General features: G+C 52.3%; 17 protein-coding genes. 13 read left to right on the top strand and 4 right to left on the bottom strand.

What is annotated here, in order from left to right:
* From ABWP27_RS08315 to ABWP27_RS08300, 4 genes are all read left to right on the top strand, one after another.
* On the top strand, positions 1-891 hold an 891-nt coding region (locus ABWP27_RS08315; protein WP_353155587.1), incomplete at its 5' end, for a molybdopterin oxidoreductase family protein.
* A 17-nt stretch (positions 892-908) separates the two neighbouring features.
* Positions 909-1,739, top strand: a complete 831-nt coding sequence (gene fdhD, locus ABWP27_RS08310) for a formate dehydrogenase accessory sulfurtransferase FdhD (RefSeq protein WP_353155585.1) — start codon at positions 909-911, stop codon at positions 1,737-1,739.
* Between the two features lie 10 nt (positions 1,740-1,749).
* Positions 1,750-1,974, top strand: coding sequence for a formate dehydrogenase subunit delta (locus ABWP27_RS08305; RefSeq protein WP_353155584.1), 225 nt, complete (start codon positions 1,750-1,752; stop codon positions 1,972-1,974).
* A gap of 106 nt (positions 1,975-2,080) precedes the next feature.
* A complete protein-coding gene (locus ABWP27_RS08300) occupies positions 2,081-2,893 on the top strand; it encodes an ABC transporter substrate-binding protein (RefSeq protein ID WP_353155583.1) in 813 nt (270 codons plus the stop codon).
* A gap of 83 nt (positions 2,894-2,976) precedes the next feature.
* Here ABWP27_RS08300 and ABWP27_RS08295 read toward each other — a convergent pair whose 3' ends face one another.
* The 3 genes from ABWP27_RS08295 to ABWP27_RS08285 form a co-directional block, all read right to left on the bottom strand.
* Positions 2,977-3,159, bottom strand: coding sequence for a hypothetical protein (locus ABWP27_RS08295; protein ID WP_353155588.1), 183 nt, complete (start codon positions 3,157-3,159; stop codon positions 2,977-2,979).
* A 253-nt stretch (positions 3,160-3,412) separates the two neighbouring features.
* The gene (locus ABWP27_RS08290; protein ID WP_353155581.1) at positions 3,413-3,619 is read right to left on the bottom strand and encodes a hypothetical protein; all 207 of its coding nucleotides are present in this window, start codon (positions 3,617-3,619) and stop codon (positions 3,413-3,415) included.
* Positions 3,620-3,666: 47 nt separating this feature from the next.
* Positions 3,667-4,158: a hypothetical protein gene (locus tag ABWP27_RS08285; RefSeq protein ID WP_353155580.1), complete on the bottom strand. Its 492-nt coding sequence runs from the start codon at positions 4,156-4,158 to the stop codon at positions 3,667-3,669.
* 153 nt (positions 4,159-4,311) lie between these two features.
* Here ABWP27_RS08285 and ABWP27_RS08280 point away from each other — a divergent pair, with 153 nt between their 5' ends.
* Positions 4,312-5,271 carry a LysR family transcriptional regulator gene (locus ABWP27_RS08280; RefSeq protein WP_353155578.1) on the top strand — a complete coding sequence of 320 codons (960 nt, stop codon included), beginning with the start codon at positions 4,312-4,314 and terminating at the stop codon, positions 5,269-5,271.
* Between the two features lie 157 nt (positions 5,272-5,428).
* Positions 5,429-7,444, top strand: coding sequence for an AsmA family protein (locus ABWP27_RS08275; RefSeq protein ID WP_353155576.1), 2,016 nt, complete (start codon positions 5,429-5,431; stop codon positions 7,442-7,444).
* A gap of 349 nt (positions 7,445-7,793) precedes the next feature.
* On the opposite strand, the gene ABWP27_RS08270 is transcribed toward ABWP27_RS08275, so the two are convergent.
* Positions 7,794-8,582: a 5'-methylthioadenosine/adenosylhomocysteine nucleosidase gene (locus ABWP27_RS08270; RefSeq protein ID WP_353155575.1), complete on the bottom strand. Its 789-nt coding sequence runs from the start codon at positions 8,580-8,582 to the stop codon at positions 7,794-7,796.
* Between the two features lie 415 nt (positions 8,583-8,997).
* Between ABWP27_RS08270 and ABWP27_RS08265 the strand changes: the two genes are divergently transcribed.
* From ABWP27_RS08265 to ABWP27_RS08235, 7 genes are all read left to right on the top strand, one after another.
* Positions 8,998-10,518, top strand: a complete 1,521-nt coding sequence (locus ABWP27_RS08265; protein WP_353155573.1) for a CoA-acylating methylmalonate-semialdehyde dehydrogenase — start codon at positions 8,998-9,000, stop codon at positions 10,516-10,518.
* Positions 10,519-10,634: 116 nt separating this feature from the next.
* The gene (locus tag ABWP27_RS08260; RefSeq protein WP_353155571.1) at positions 10,635-12,251 is read left to right on the top strand and encodes a GMC family oxidoreductase; all 1,617 of its coding nucleotides are present in this window, start codon (positions 10,635-10,637) and stop codon (positions 12,249-12,251) included.
* A 33-nt stretch (positions 12,252-12,284) separates the two neighbouring features.
* A complete protein-coding gene (locus ABWP27_RS08255; protein WP_353155569.1) occupies positions 12,285-13,049 on the top strand; it encodes a TSUP family transporter in 765 nt (254 codons plus the stop codon).
* Between the two features lie 128 nt (positions 13,050-13,177).
* Positions 13,178-15,115, top strand: a complete 1,938-nt coding sequence (gene mnmG / locus ABWP27_RS08250) for a tRNA uridine-5-carboxymethylaminomethyl(34) synthesis enzyme MnmG (protein WP_353155567.1) — start codon at positions 13,178-13,180, stop codon at positions 15,113-15,115.
* Complete coding sequence (gene rsmG, locus ABWP27_RS08245; RefSeq protein WP_353155565.1) at positions 15,112-15,768, top strand: 16S rRNA (guanine(527)-N(7))-methyltransferase RsmG; 657 nt, start codon at positions 15,112-15,114, stop codon at positions 15,766-15,768. The genes mnmG and rsmG overlap by 4 nt, the downstream gene beginning before the upstream one ends.
* A 1-nt stretch (position 15,769) precedes the next feature.
* Complete coding sequence (locus tag ABWP27_RS08240) at positions 15,770-16,306, top strand: lipocalin family protein (RefSeq protein ID WP_353155563.1); 537 nt, start codon at positions 15,770-15,772, stop codon at positions 16,304-16,306.
* A gap of 98 nt (positions 16,307-16,404) precedes the next feature.
* Positions 16,405-17,003: ParA family protein (locus ABWP27_RS08235; protein ID WP_353155562.1), on the top strand; the 599-nt coding region annotated here is incomplete at its 3' end.

Below are 17,003 nucleotides of genomic sequence, written 5' to 3'. Positions count from 1 at the left end.
TCCATGGAATGTATCGTTGTGCAGGATATCTTCCTGAATGAAACCGCAAAATACGCACACGTGTTCCTGCCGGGTTCGTCCTTCCTGGAAAAAGACGGTACTTTCACCAATGCAGAACGTCGCATTTCGCGCGTCCGCAAGGTGATGCCGCCAAAAGCCGGCAAAGGCGATTGGGAAGTCACCTGCATGCTGTCGAACGCATTGGGCTATCCAATGAGCTACAAGCATCCACGTGAAATCATGGATGAAATCGCTTCCCTGACGCCGACCTTCACCGGCGTGAGCTTCAAGCGTATCGACGAGCTTGGCGGCAGCATCCAGTGGCCATGCAACGATGCGGCGCCAGAAGGTACACCGACGATGCACATCGGCGAATTCGTCCGCGGCAAAGGCAAGTTCATCGACACCAAGTACTTCGGTGCCGGTGAAAAGGTTAACAAAAAATTCCCGTTGATTCTGACTACCGGCCGCATTCTGTCGCAATACAACGTGGGGGCTCAAACCCGTCGCACGCACAACAATACGTGGCACAGCGAAGATAGACTCGAGATCCATCCACAGGATGCGCTGGATCGCGGCATCAAGCAGAACGATTGGGTAGGTATTCAATCGCGTGCTGGTGAGACGGTATTGCGTGCGGACATTACGGAAAACATTCAGCCAGGCGTGGTCTACACCACCTTCCACTTCCCGGAGTCAGGTGCGAACGTGATTACGACCAGTTCATCTGACTGGGCTACCAACTGCCCTGAGTACAAGGTAACGGCCGTGCAGATCATGCCGGTCAGCCAGCCGTCCGAATGGCAGCGTACTTACAATCGCTTCAACACTCAGCAAGAAAGTTTTGCTAGTGAGCAGATGATTCCAAAAGAATCTGCAGTCGCGAAGTAAGAGCAGGAAAGACGTAGATGAACGCCATCTCCGACGAAGAGCGCACCGCGCTGGTCCCGGTCTCAGTAGAAAAATGGGACGCGGATCGGCGTGAGTTCTGCGAGGATGATGTCGCGGAAGAAGTACCGATCGCACTGGAATATAACGGCATCTCGCATGCGGTGATGCTGGCCTCGCCTTACGATCTGGAAGACTTTGCGCTCGGCTTTTCATTGAGCGAAGGGATACTGAAAGACAAGTCTGAACTGTACGAGTGCGAAGTAGTGCCGGGATGCGAAGGTATCCAGGTACAGATGCAAATCGCGACAGAACGATTTGTCACGCTGAAAGACAAGCGTCGCAACCTGACCGGTCGTACCGGTTGCGGATTGTGTGGCGCCGAAACATTGGCACAGGCAGTACGCCATCCGGGTGCTGTTGCAGGAAGTACTCCGTTTTCCGGCGAGCAGATTCATGCCGGCATGAAAGCCATGCAGGCAAAGCAGCGCCTGCAGCGCTATACCGGCGCAACGCATGCAGCAGCGTGGATGAATGCGGACGGCTCCATCGATCTGGTACGTGAAGATATCGGCCGCCACAATGCACTGGATAAATTGATCGGTGCAATGGCAAATGAAAAGCGCGACTTCGGCAATGGCGCCGCGCTGATTACCAGCCGCGCCAGTTACGAAATGGTGCAGAAATCGGCAACGATGGGCATCGGTTTTCTGGCTGCTATTTCCGCGCCTACCAGTCTGGCCATTCAATTGGCCAAGGAAGCAAACGTTACGCTGGTTGGATTCATCCGCAATAACAGTCATGTCGTATACGCGCAATCGCATCGATTGATGCGCGACAAAACCAAGTAAAGGAAGAGGTATGAGTCACAGCACTGTAGATAATTTAGTTACCATGGCAAACCAGATCGGTGATTTTTTCGAGACGATGACGGATCGCACGCAATCGCTGAAAGATATCAGCGGCCATCTGAAGCGTTCATGGGCGCCGCCTATGCGCCGCAAATTGATGGAGCATGTAGAACACGGCGGCGACGGATTGAAAGACATCGTGCTGGAAGCATTGCGGACAAATAAAGTCCTTTAACCCTGTTTCATCGCAGCAGGCTTGTCGTCATTGTTGCTGCGCATTAGCATGGCTGCGCGCCGTTAGCGGTTCGCAGCCATTTTCATCAGTTCTTTCAGGAGGAATCATGTCACGTCGCTCACTACTTCGTTTTGCCTCGGTCGCTTTGGCCGCCGCGCTGGTCACACCATTCGGTTTTGCCCAGCAAATCATCAAGCTATCGACCACTACGAGTACCGAAAGCTCCGGCTTGTTGCCGTATATCCTGCCTGACTTTGAAGCCAAGACCAATTCCAAGGTACACGTCATCTCGGTCGGTACCGGCAAGGCGCTGGAACTGGCAAAGAACGGTGACGTCGATGTCACGCTGGTACATGCCCGTACCCTGGAAGACAAATTCGTGGCTGATGGGCATGGCGTCGATCGCCGCGACGTGATGTACAACGATTTCATCATCGTTGGCCCAAACAGCGACCCTGCAGGCATCAAGGGCAGCACCGATGTTCTCGCGGCCATGAAGAAGATTGTTGATAGCAAAGCCAAATTCATTTCGCGCGGCGACAATTCCGGCACCGACGTCATGGAGAAAAAATACTGGAAGGAAGTGGGCTCACAACCGCAAGGCAGCGCTTATGTCTCTGCCGGCCTGGGCATGGGTGAAGTGTTGACGATGGCGGCCGAGCTGCAGGCATACACGCTGAGCGATCGCGCAACCTACGGTGCCTATCGTGCCAAAACCGGTTTGACGATTGCCGTGCAAGGCGACAAGAAGATGTTCAATCCCTACGGCGTGATCGCAGTCAATCCGGCGAAACATCCTGGCATCAACTACAAGGGTGCGAAACAGTTCATCGATTACCTGACGTCTGCTGAAGGCCAAAAGAAAATCGCTTCGTACAAAATCGAAGGCGAACAGCTGTTCTTCCCGTCGGCAAAATAAACACCTGATCGAGCCGGCCTCTTAACTTGAGGCGGGCAAAGAGAAAGAGGGCGGAAACAAAAAAGCGCGGAGATCCGCGCTTTTTAATGGCCTTCGAATACGTCTTCGCTGGCGGTTTTCAATTCTTTGGCTTCTTCAACCATCCTGCGATGTGCGATGCGCTTGCGCATGATCTCTGCATGTTGTTGCGCCGTCATTGGCGGCGTAGTCATCAGCTCTTTCAACAATGCGATATTGGTGTAGTTGTTTTTAATGAGACGGCCCAAGTTGCTTGACTCCGTAGTTAAGTATCAACATCACTGCCTCACCCGAACGACCCCGGCAAGGCAATCGAAAACAATCACGTTACAGTATTTTGCACCAAATTAAAGTCTTTATCATGACAGCTGGAAAAATAGCCGTCTCAAACAACAAAAAGCAACAGAACAATGGACGAAAAAAAGCCCCGCTGGCTCAGGCTGCGGGGCTTAAAACCTTCCTTGAGAGGGAGGAGGAGACACGGTAAAAACCTTGTTTGGGTCACTGTTGATGACCCATCGTTTCAGACGCCGTCCAACGTTTGGCCATACGTGCAATACCTGGTCGCAGTACCTGCGTCACGATCATGCTGGTCAGTCCGCCGCTGCCACTTAACAAAGCCACTACAAACAACTCTTGCACACGCAGCGACCATGGCAACATCCGTGCGATATAACCGGTATGAACTTTGCGTACTAAAACCTGCATTGAACTTAATGTCTTAAAAACGTCTATTTGTATCAACGAAAACCTATTTAGTGCGTTAAGCAGTAAGCTGCTTCCATGCGCAACTGGGCAGCGAGTTCCGGTTGTGTTTGTGCAATCCGGTTTGCCTTGCTGTTCAATGCAAAACGCGATTTGACCGAAGTTTGTGGCTGAACTGCCGCAACAACTGGTTTTGCAAGCGCTGGAGCATAAGCTTGCATACGCAGCTTGGCAGCGAGTTCCGGTTGTGTTTGCGCAATCTGGTTGGCTTTACGGTTCAATGCATAGATCGTTTGTACCGGGCTTTTAACGTAAGGCTTGCCTGCTTTTGCCACCGCAACCGCTTGGCGTGGTGTGAGAATCAGCAAAGCGGTGCGCAGGGCTGCAACGGCCAATGGCTTGAACAGCAGAACCAGGGCAGCGACAAGCGCCAGGCCGATGAGTGGACGTGCCGGGCTGTAGGCGAAACCGATGGCAGCCAATGCAACAGGGATCGCGATAGCGGCTTGGCTGGAGTAGGAGTTATTCGATAATGTGGACATGATAATTTCCTCTTTTCAATAATTAATCTGTGTTGTTGCATTGCAGTATAGGTATGATAGAGATATAAATCCAATTACAAATTAGGATACCAGTTATACTTTTCGTGAATATGACTAGCCTTTGCTAGCCTTACTACCTTTGCTGATAAAAATATGAGTTTTCTTACACTGGATTTAAACCTGCTGCGCGTATTCGACGCTGTGATGACCGAGCAGAATCTGACCCGCGCCGCAAATTTATTGGCAATGACACAACCTGCCGTGTCGAATGCCTTGCGTCGCCTGCGCGATGCCTTGGGCGATGAGCTGGTAATTCGTACCGCGCATGGCGTCAAACCAACTTCGCGGGCAACCGAATTGTGGCCTGTTGTCCGTCGCGCCTTATCCGACCTGGAATCTGCCGTAACACCCGATACCTTCGACGTATCCCGCGCCACCACAACGTTTCGCATGGCCATGGCCGATGCAACGGCCGCCTTGTGGCTGCCTTTTCTGGTACGCGCAATTGAAAAGGAGGCGCCTGGCCTGAACGTGCGCATGGTGCCTTTGACTACGCGCGAACCGCGACCTATGTTGTTGCGCGGCGATATAGATCTGGCGATAGGATTTTTCCCTGGCGTGGCAGCGCAACTGGCCAGCGGCCAAAATACTGCTGTTTCGCAAATTCGCCATGAGCGTTTGTACACTGGCGAATACGTGTGCGTGATGCGGAAAAATCATCCTCTGGCAAAAGGCGAGCTGACACTGGATGCATATTGTGCGGCGCATCATTTATTGGTGAGCTTCTCCGGGCGCGCTAAAGGTTTGATGGACGATGCCTTGTCCGAACTCGGACGCGAACGCCGTATTCTGCTAACAGTTAACCAGTTTTTTACCGCAGGGAAGGTTGTTGCAAGCTCGGACTTGATTACCGTCTTACCACGTCACCTGATCGCCTCGACCGGCATGGAAGAAGCCTTGATCGCCAAGGATTTGCCATTTGTCTTGCCGGAGGTTCACGTCGATATGCTGTGGCATGAGCGCGATGCACGCAACCCTGCGCACAAATGGTTGCGCGAACAATTGATTACCAGTACCGACGATGGTATCGGACGGGTTAAAAAACGTCCGTAATCATTCTCGGCTAACTACTTGAAACCCGCTTGCAGCGGGTTTTTTATTGCCCGTAAGAATTTTTACTTAATGCCCAAGCTTCCTGAAAGAAATATCTTATTGAACTCACAAGTTATAAGGTCGTCATACCTGTTCGATTCTTACAGATTTGAGTTTTATGCCGCGCACGAAAAAAATAATTATGTGGAGCGCGATCGGGCCATCTGCGATCGTATTTGCCTGCGTCATCTTCCTGCTTGCATTCGACTGGAACCATGCGCGACCATGGATCAATGCGCACGTCAGCGAAGCGACAGGGCGCGACTTTGCCATCAACGGTGATTTGGACCTTGCCTGGCAACGACCGCAAGTGAGTACCGGCACCTGGCGCGACTGGGTACCGGTGCCGCGGCTGAGCGCGCAAGACGTCACACTGGCTAATCCTGACGGGTCCCAAACCGGCCCCAATATGGTGGAAGTCGGGCACATCACTTTTTCTGTCAATCCCTTACCCCTGCTAAACAAAACCATCGTCATTCCGACCCTGCAGCTGGATGATCCGATCGTAAAACTGGAACGCCTGCGCGACGGCCGGAATAACTGGACCTTCAAGCAAAACGCACCATCTGCGTGGGCGCTTGATTTGCAGGGCCTGCTTTTCCATGAAGGTGAAATAAGCCTGAGAGATGAGCTCAAGCATATCGATGCAAAAGCCAGTATCGATACGCTGGAGCCGGATGCTGCCAACGATTTTGTAATGGGCTGGAAATTGTCCGGTACTTTCAATGGCGCCCGCATCAGCGGCGATGGCAAGGTGGGAGCCTTGCTGGCCTTGAAAAACGTGGATAAACCTTTCCCGCTGCAGGCGCAATTGAATGTGGGACAAACCTCGATTCGGGTAAAGGGCAACGTTACCAAGCCGCAGGACCTGGCAGCAATCGATATGCAATTGCACCTATCCGGCGCCAGCATGGCCGATCTTTATCCGCTTACAGGCATCACCTTGCCAAAGACACCGGAATTTTCCACCGAAGGACATCTGATCGGAACCACCAATGCTCTTGGCGGCAATTGGACTTACGATAAATTCAGCGGCAAGGTAGGCGCAAGCGACATCAACGGTACGCTGACGTATGAATCGAAAAAGCCGCGCCCCTTGCTGTCCGGCAGTGTGGTTTCGAACCTGCTGAGATTAAGCGATCTGGGCCCCGTCATCGGTGCCGATTCCAATCAAAGTAAAAAAGAACGCGGCGTGGCTGTCACGCAACCAGCAAACAAGATATTGCCGGTAGAAAAATTCACAACGGAACGCTGGGGCAGCATGGATGCCGATGTCAAAATAAGCGGTCGTAAAATCATCCGCGACGCATCCTTGCCGATAGAAAATCTGGATACGCATTTGAAATTGAATGATCGTGTCGTGACACTGACACCATTGAATTTCGGTGTTGCCGGCGGCAATATGACAGGCAATATCAAACTGGATGGTCGCGACAATATCATCAAGGCCGAAGCAAAGATCTCGGCCCGTCATTTGAAACTCAAGCAACTATTTCCGACCTTTCAGCCCATGCAGGCCAGCTTTGGCGAAATCAATGGCGATACTTCACTGTCAGCTACCGGCAACTCTATAGCCAGCATGCTGGCAAACTCGAATGGTGAAATCAAGGCGCTGATCAATGAGGGCACGATCAGCAAATTACTGCTGGAACAAATCGGTTTGAATATAGGCAATATCATCTTGTCGGAACTGTTTGGCGACAAGCAGGTACAGCTGAATTGCATGGCCACCGATCTGGCAGTTACCAACGGCATCGTCCAGACCCGCACGCTGATCGTGGATACCAACGATGCAACGCTCTATGTCACAGGAAAAATCGATCTGGCGCAGGAAAAACTGGATCTGACGATCAATCCAAAAAGCAAAGGCTTGCGCATCGTTTCCCTGCGCACTCCCTTATACGTGGCTGGCGATTTCAAAACACCCAGGGTAAATGTAGATAAGGGTGTACTGGCATTGAAAGCCGGTAGTGCAATTGCACTTGGTGCATTGGCGCCGGTAACAGCGCTTTTACCGTTGGTGAATGTAGGCTCGAATGAAGAGAGTAAATGCAAGGTTTTGTTGAAAGAGGCGCAAGCCAAACCTGTTGCGCCGCCGCCAGGCAAAACCTATAAAAGCAAGAAGCCGGCATAGGAATGGCTGCCGTACTACTCAATCCTGTTTGCGTATTGCACGCACAGCCTATTGCTCAAACCGACTGTGGATAAGTCCATGCAAAAGAGGTGAATAGCATGTGGACAATCCGGGCAAATCCGGCTGCATGTTTTTTATGCAGAATCTATCCTGTACAGATACACCTTTTATGCCGACTTTATACTTCCTTCAAGTCCTTGATTCTTTTTCGTTTACTTCGCTTATCCACAGAAAACGACCTGTGTTAACTATTACTACTAAACATATATATAAACAACCAAGATAAAACCAGATTCTCCATCGAACACCTGAAAACAAAGAAAAAACAGCTTTCTTTACCTTCAATATCTCAAATCAAAATCTGTTCGTCTCGATGTATCGCGATAAATCGCTTAACGATGCAATATGCATAAAATGCAGCAACCTTTTCCAGGAATTGCACAAAATCGACAGGCGAATCTTCATTCGCGCTATCTGAAATTGTCCGTACTATGGCAAACGGAATGCCAAACTCAAAACAGACTTGAGCCACTGCAGCACCTTCCATTTCAACCGCCAGTACATCCTGCAACTTGTCTGTGATTTTTTTCAACTGCTCACCACCGGCGATAAATTCGTCGCCGCTGGCAATCAAACCTTCGTGTATTCGCGGCTGTACCAGGCGAAACTGTTGTTTGTCATGGTCGGTAATTGTCGAATGAAAATCTATACGGATGAATTCCTGCGCTGCATTTAATAATTGTTTAGACAATATCTGGTCGGAATAGAAATGCGAGAGCCCGGTTAGCGGCACTTCATAACGTGGAAATAAAGGTTCAGCATTCATATCGTGCTGAACCAGCTGTCTGGCAACCACGATATCGCCGACATGAAGCCTTGAATCGGCTGCTCCTGCCACGCCAGTGAAGATAACGTGACTGACCCCGAACTTTTCAATCAAAGTCGCTGTAGTGGCTGCTGCTGCCACCTTACCGATGCGCGACAACACGCAAACACATTCAATTCCCCATAAACGACCGCTTACGTAGTCCCGCATTCCGCGTGTCATCGTAATCGGATCTTGCATGATGTCGATCAAGCCGGCCTGTTCTTCGCGCAATGCGCTAATAACGCCTATTCTGATTGGATGAGTGCTCATGACTGATCCAAGAACAAATGAGGAATTTTTATAAAGGCTTTTGACTTTGTTTTTTGCATTTTGATGCTTCGATGAGGTTTCTGGTTTTAACTTAATTGTTTATATATATGTTTAGTAGTAATAGTTAACGCAGGCAGTTTTCTGTGGATAACCATATAAGCGAGTTTAAAATCAATTACTTGTGAACAGGATAAAGCCTGCATAAACGGTGTATCAGGCAAGGATAGATTCTGCATAAAAAACGTGAGACTTTTCTTCATATTCTTATCCACAAGCTATCCACGTCTTTTGCAGAGGTTTGTCCACAGTACTCTGGGTGTTTCATCAAGCAATTAAATTGCCGCCTCGTGGTAGTCTTTTGTGCATGCGGTACCGTCTCTGACAATTGAAAAATCCTTATCTTGAGGGAATCACGATGAAGAATTCTGCAGTTTCAACAATAGAACATTACATCAATGGGCATTTGACGAAAACGGTAGGGGGCGGGCAGCAGCCGGTGTTCAATCCGGCTACAGGTGAAATCAGCGCAAACGTGGTTCTGGCCAGCGATGCGGATGTGCAAACAGCGGTTGCTGCAGCCAAAGCCGCTGCGCCGGCATGGGCCCAGATGGCTCCTTTGAAGCGGGCGCGCATTCTGTTCAAATTCAAGGATCTGATAGAGAAGCATCACAACGATCTGGCGGCGGCGATTACACGTGAACACGGCAAAGTATTTTCAGATGCCAGAGGTGAAGTCACGCGCGGACTGGAAGTGGTCGAGTTTGCCTGCGGTGTACCGCAGTTATTGAAAACCCAGTTTTCCGACAATATTGGCGGTGGCATCGATAACTGGAATTTGCGTCAACCGCTGGGGGTGACGGCCGGCATTACGCCTTTCAATTTTCCTTTCATGGTGCCGATGTGGATGGCACCGGTAGCGCTGGCAACCGGCAATACCTTCATTCTGAAGCCATCCGAACGCGATCCATCGCCATCGTTGATGGTGGCGGAACTCCTGCATCAGGCAGGCTTGCCTGACGGCGTTTTCAATGTATTGCAGGGTGATAAGCGTGCGGTCGATGGCTTGTTGCAGCATCCGGATGTAAAAGCAGTGTCTTTTGTCGGTTCCACGCCCATTGCAGAATATATTTATCAGACCGGTGCTGCGCGCAAAGGACCATATCCATTGCGGGTACAGGCCCTGGGTGGCGCCAAGAATCATCTGGTGGTGATGCCGGATGCCAATCTGGAGCAGGCGGTTGATGCCTTGATAGGCGCTGCTTACGGTTCGGCAGGTGAGCGTTGCATGGCGATCTCCGTTGCCGTTGCGGTTGGCAGTGTTGCGGATAAATTGGTCGATGCCTTGATACCGAGAGTGAAATCTCTGAAGGTCAAGAATGGTATGGAGAGCGATGCTGAAATGGGGCCGGTGGTCAGTGCGGCGCATAAAGCGAAAATCGAAGGATATATCGAAGCAGGCATCAAGTCTGGGGCAAAATTGCTGGTAGATGGACGAGGTTTGAAGGTAGATGGACACAGTAATGGATTTTTTCTCGGTGGTTGCCTGTTTGATAATGTGACGCCGGAAATGACGATCTATCAGGAAGAGATTTTTGGTCCGGTATTGTGCGTGGTACGTGTGCCGGATTTCACCGCTGCCCTGGATTTGATTAATACGCATGAATTCGGCAACGGTGTTGCACTCTTTACTTCAGATGGAAATACGGCACGCGAGTTTTCGCGTCGGGTTGAAGTCGGCATGATAGGCATCAACGTACCTATTCCGGTACCTATGGCCTGGCATTCCTTCGGTGGCTGGAAGCGTTCGATGTTTGGCGATACGCATGCCTATGGCGAAGAGGGCATCAAGTTTTATACACGCTATAAATCGGTCATGCAGCGCTGGCCGGAATCCATCAGCAAAGGTGCGGAATTCGCCATGCCGACCAGCAAGTAGATGTGAAGATAAAGTCATCCTGTCAGTCGATTGTAAGTAGCGACTGCGATGATGTTTGCTTAATGCAATATCAACAATCGTAATTCCACCATCAATAAATAATAACGATAGAGACAATGGCCGAATCCGCAGGGAAATACGACTACATCATTGTAGGAGCAGGAACGGCCGGCTGTGTGCTGGCCAATCGATTGACGCAAGATCCGAATATCTCGGTTTTATTGCTGGAGGCGGGGGCGAAGGATGATTACTTCCGCGTGCATTTGCCCATAGGTTTTCTGCACGTGAACGATAATCCGCGTACCGACTGGCGCTATCGCACTCAGCCGGATGCCGGTTTGAACGGACGCAGCGTGTCTTATCCCAGCGGCAAGATCCTCGGTGGTTCATCTTCCATCAATGGGATGATTTATCAGCGTGGGCAGGCACAGGACTACGATCGCTGGGCAGAATTGACGGGCGATGCGAGCTGGCGTTGGGAGCAGGTATTGCCGCTGTTTAAAAAAAGTGAAGATTATTCTGCCGGTGCCAACAATTTCCACGGTGCAGGAGGCGACTGGCGGGTGGAAAAGCAGCAATTGAGGTGGAGTATTCTGGATGCCTTCCGTACAGCAGCTGCGCAAAGCGGCATTCCGGAGATGGATGATTTCGGTCGCGGCAGTACGGAAGAAGGCTGCGCTTACTTCGACATCAACCAAAAGAGCGGTTTGCGCTGGAATACGGCCAAGGCATTCTTGCGCACAATCATGCGGCGCGGCAATCTGGACATCATGACAGGATCGCAGGTAACACGTTTGATCATGCAGAAAACCGAGAATGGCACTGTATGCACAGGAGTCGAATTCCTTGGCGGTGGTCGGGAATGGACCGCTGATGTTTCACGTGAAACAATCCTGACTGCCGGCGCATTCGGTTCGCCGCAGATATTGCAGCGCTCGGGAATAGGCCCGGCGGCCTTGTTGCAACAGCATGGAATCGCACCGGTGCACGATGCGCCCGGCGTTGGCGAAAACCTGCAGGATCATTTGCCACTGCAAATGACATTCAAGATAAGCGGTGCAAAATCCCTGAATACCATACGGCGCGGTTGGATGGGCACGGCAGCAATGGGCCTGGAGTACCTGCTGAAAAAGAACGGTGTGCTATCCACCGTCCCGGCGCCCTTGGGCGCAATGGTGCGTTCCGATCCGGCTCAAGCGACACCCAATCTTTCCTACCAGGTTCAACCCTGGTCGCAAGAATCTGTGGATGGGCAACTGGATTCTTTCCCGGCCTTTACCGTCCGGGTGTGCAATGTAAAGCCGGGTGCACGGGGTCATGTGCGCATCGCTGCGCCGGATGCCTTGGCTGCACCGGTTATTGCGATGAATTACCTGAGTACGCCGGAAGACCGGCAGGTTGCGCAGGATGCCATACGTTTGACGCGCAAAATTGTCGCGGCGCCGGCCTTGCAAGCGCATGCCTTGCAGGAACTGAAAACCGACGATGATTTATTGCGTCTGGCCGGAAGCATTGCGATAGCAGGGGCAAATCCGGTTGGTACCTGCAAAATGGGCAGGGACGACGATACGCATGCGGTGGTGGATAGCGAATTGCGTGTGCGCGGCATTGTCGGCTTGCGTGTTGCCGATGCTTCCGTGATGCCTTTGATTACCGCCGGCGATACGGGCGCCACAACGATTTTGATTGCAGAGAAAGCTGCGCGCCTGATCCGGGCGGCACGGACGGCTTAAGCCATCCGTGGATTTTGAGGTAAAGAAAGTAGTATGGAAGATTACGTAATTCTGGCGGCGGCAGCATTTGTGGCCGGGATGATAGATGCAGTAGTAGGTGGTGGCGGTTTGATACAGCTTCCGGCACTGTTCTCCACATTGCCGAATGTCGCACCGGCAACGCTGTTGGGCACCAGCAAGCTGGCCGGCGTCTGGGGTACCGGTGCTGCCGCGCTGGGATTTGCTCGCAGGGTGAGGGTGCAATGGAGTACGGCGGTGCCGGCTGCCGTGGCTGCCTTTGCGCTGTCTTTTGTCGGCGCTTATACGGTGACCCATATTCCGCCGGATTTCATCCGCAAGCTCTTGCCCTTTATCCTGATAGCGGTAGCCGCTTATACCTTTGCAAAGAAGGATTTCGGCAGTATTCACGCTCCCCTGCATATAGGCGGGAAGGAGAGGGCGTGGGCCATTCTGGTTGGGGGCGGCATAGGTTTCTACGACGGCTTTTTCGGACCGGGCACTGGGAGCTTTCTGGTTTTTCTGTTTGTCCGTTTCTTCGGCTTCGACTTCTTGGGTGCCTCGGCGGTGGCCAAGGTCGTGAATGTCGCCTGCAATATTGCGGCCTTGTTGTGGTTTGGTTATAGCGGGCATTTGCTGTGGCAGCTCGGTGTCGTGATGGCGATCTGCAATGTGCTGGGTTCCCTGATCGGCATACGCCTGGCGTTGCGGCATGGCAGCGGTTTTGTCCGCAAGTTGTTCCTGGTCGTGGTGACGGGCTTGATTCTGAAGACGGGATACGATGCTTTTGTCGCAGGATAGTCAGCGGAGGTTTTGTTTCACGTGAAACAAAACTATATCTAATTCGCCAGTAAAAGCCGGTAGCAGGGAAATAAAGCTGAAAAGACTTTATAATCTCGCCTCTGCTTACCGTCTCATCGAGGCGCATTATGATCTTTCCTACCAAATTTGATGTCATTGTTGTCGGCGGCGGTCATGCCGGGACCGAGGCTGCGCTCGCTTCCGCGCGCATGGGCCAGTCGACACTTCTGCTTACCCACAATATAGAAACGCTGGGACAAATGTCCTGCAATCCGTCCATAGGCGGTATCGGCAAGGGCCATCTGGTCAGGGAAGTCGATGCAATGGGCGGCGCGATGGCGCTGGCTACCGACGAGGCGGGCATTCAATTCCGTATCCTGAATTCATCGAAAGGTCCGGCCGTACGCGCCACTCGTGCGCAAGCCGACCGTATTCTGTACAAGCAGGCGATCCGTTCGCGCCTGGAGAATCAGCCGAATTTGTGGCTGTTCCAGCAGGGAGTGGATGACTTGCTGGTTGAGGGTGATCGCGTGGTTGGTGCCGTCACGCAAGCGGGCATCCAGTTCCGCGCGCGCGCGGTTGTGCTGACGGCCGGGACTTTCCTCGATGGAAAAATTCATATCGGCATGAATAACTACTCGGCGGGCAGGGCGGGCGATCCGCCGGCGATTTCTCTGTCTGCACGCCTGAAGGAATTGAAGCTGCCGCAAGGGCGGCTGAAAACCGGTACGCCGCCACGCATAGATGGACGTTCCATCGATTTTTCGGTGATGGCAGAGCAGCCTGGCGATCTTGATCCTATCCCGGTGTTTTCGGTCATGGGTTCGGTTGCCATGCATCCGCAGCAAATGCCGTGCTGGGTGACGCATACCAATGAAAAAACTCATGATCTGATTCGTGGCGGCCTTGATCGCAGCCCTATGTACACCGGCATGATTGAAGGCGTGGGCCCGCGTTATTGCCCCTCGATCGAAGACAAGATACATCGTTTCGCCGGCAAGGAATCGCACCAGATTTTCCTTGAGCCTGAAGGCTTGACCACCAACGAATACTATCCAAACGGCATCTCCACCAGCCTGCCATTCGATGTTCAGCTGGCTTTGGTGCAATCGATGCGCGGCCTCGAGCATGCGCACATTTTGCGCCCCGGTTATGCGATTGAATACGACTACTTCGATCCGCGCGGCCTGAAGGCGACGCTGGAAACCAAGGTTATCAACGGCCTGTTCTTTGCCGGGCAGATCAATGGCACCACAGGTTACGAAGAGGCAGCGGCACAAGGAATGCTGGCCGGCATCAACGCCGCCTTGCAAACGCAGGAGCGCGAGGAATGGACGCCGCGTCGCGACGAAGCCTATCTTGGCGTGCTGGTAGATGACCTGATTACCCAGGGTGTGCTGGAGCCGTACCGCATGTTTACCAGCCGTGCCGAATACCGTTTGAGCTTGCGTGAAGACAATGCCGACATGCGTCTGACGGAAGTCGGCCGCAAGCTGGGTTGCGTCGGCGATGTGCAGTGGGCGCTGTTCGAGACCAAGCGTGAAGCGGTTGCGCGCGAGCTGGAGCGCTTGCGCTCGACTTGGGTCAGCCCTCGTATTCTGGCAGAAGCAGAAGCAGAACGTGTTTTGGGTAAAGGAATAGAGCGTGAGTATGCGCTAGCTGACCTACTGCGTCGCCCGAATGTGACTTACGAAACCCTGATGACCCTGAAGGGCATGGACGGCCAGGATCTGGGCGGTCCCGGAGTGGCGGAAGACGCGGTGCGCGAGCAGGTCGAGATCCAGTTGAAGTACGCCGGTTACATCGAGCGTCAGGCAAGAGAAGTCGAACGCCACGATCATTACGAGAATCTGAAGTTGCCGGCCGAATTCGACTATATGGCAGTCAAAGGCTTGTCGATAGAAGTGCGGCAGAAGCTGACCAAGCAAAGGCCGGAAACGCTGGGCCAGGCTTCGCGTATTTCCGGCGTCACGCCGGCGGCCATTTCATTGATGCTGGTGCACCTGAAAAAAGGCGGCTTCAAGGAATTCGCTGCATTACCACCTAACACAGAAGCTGCTGCATGAAGGCATTTGATCGTCCCGCATTAACCGTATTACTCGTTCAGGGTGCGCGTGATTTATCGTTGAACCTGAGCGAAGCGCAAATCACAAAGCTGATCGATTATCTGGCCTTGATGACGAAATGGAATTCAGTTTATAACCTGACGGCCGTGCGTGATCCAGTACAAATGGTTACGCAACATTTGCTCGATTCGCTGTCGGCCGTATCCGCCTTTTCCGGCGCAAAAAATGTACTCGACGTTGGTGCTGGCGGCGGTTTGCCCGGCATCGTGCTGGCGATCTGGGCGGCGGAAGCAGAGCCTGAAATGCGTGTATCGCTGATCGATACCGTGCACAAGAAGACAGCTTTTCTGACGCAGGTAAAAGCCGAGCTTGAGCTGGCGAATGTCAGCGTGCATACGGCCAGAGTGGAGCAATGGAATGCGCCGCGAAAATTCGATGTGATTACCTCGCGTGCCTTTGCCGAGTTGAGTGATTTTGTTAACTGGTCAGGGCATTTGCTGGAAGAGGGTGGCGAATTTATCGCACTGAAGGGCGTCTCACCGGAGGCCGAGGTAGCGAGGCTGCCGGATGGCTGGGAAGTACGTGAGGTCCGGCCCTTGGAGGTGCCCACCTTGCAGGCAGAGCGTCATCTGATTTTCATTACAAGGATCTGACATGAAAAAGCTCACCGGATTGATAACGTTGGCATTGGCAGGCTTTTCCAGCCTTGTGTATGCACAGGAAGTCAAACCGGTAGCGCAAGTCGATCTCACGCGTTACGTCGGCAAGTGGTACGAAATCGCACGCTTCCCGAATGGCTTTCAAAAGGACTGCGTGGCAAATGTCAGCGCGCAATACAATAAGCGCGAAGACGGTGAAATTGATGTCATCAATCGTTGCAAGGAACGTGATGGCAAGCAGGAAGAGGTGATTGGGCGCGCTCGTGTTGCCGACAAGGTCAGCAATGCCAAGCTGAAGGTGCGCTTTGCACCGGACTGGTTGAGCTGGCTGTCTTTCGTCTGGGCTGATTACTGGATCATCGATCTGGCGCCTGACTATTCGATCGCTGCAGTAGGCGAGTCGTCGCGTGAATATTTGTGGATACTGGCGCGTACACCGACCATTCCGGCCAGCGAATATGAGGTGATCGTCAATCGCATCACTGAGCAGGGTTTTGATACATCGAAGCTGGTAAAAACCAGACAGGATTAAATAGCAGAGCAGGGGAGGCAGTTGTCGTGAGAGGTTCTTGCGACAAATGCTTTCGACAGATCGCAAGGTCACATTGACTATTAAATAAAAACGAGAACATGGCAAAAATTTTTTGTGTCGCCAATCAAAAAGGCGGTGTCGGTAAAACCACTACCGCAGTCAATCTGGCAGCAGCTCTTGCACAATTGAATCAACGTGTATTGCTGGTGGATCTTGATCCGCAAGGCAATGCAACGATGGGCGCCGGCATCAACAAGTCCGAACTGAAATCGTCTATTTATGAAGTGCTGCTCGGTATGGCCGATGTGGCGACGGCACGCGTGACTTCCGAAACCGGCAGGTTCGATGTGCTGCCGGCCAATCGCGAACTGGCGGGTGCCGAAGTCGAGATGGTCGAACTGGATAACCGTGAAAAGCGTCTGAAGGATGCGTTGGCTGTAGTCGATGGCGAATACGATTTCATGCTGATCGATTGTCCACCGGCCTTGTCGATGCTGACACTGAACGGACTGTGTGCGGCGCATGGCGTGATCATTCCGATGCAGTGCGAATACTATGCGCTGGAAGGCTTGTCGGATCTGGTCAACACGATCAAGAAGGTGCATGCAAAACTGAATCCGGATTTGAAGATCATCGGCTTGCTGCGCGTGATGTTCGATCCGCGCATGACCTTGTCGCAACAGGTCTCGTCGCAGCT

Origin of the sequence: Herminiimonas fonticola (assembly GCF_040395855.1) — a bacterium.
Classification (GTDB): Bacteria; Pseudomonadota; Gammaproteobacteria; order Burkholderiales; family Burkholderiaceae_D; genus Oxalicibacterium; species Oxalicibacterium fonticola_A.
This window is presented reverse-complemented; position numbering and strand designations above follow the sequence as displayed.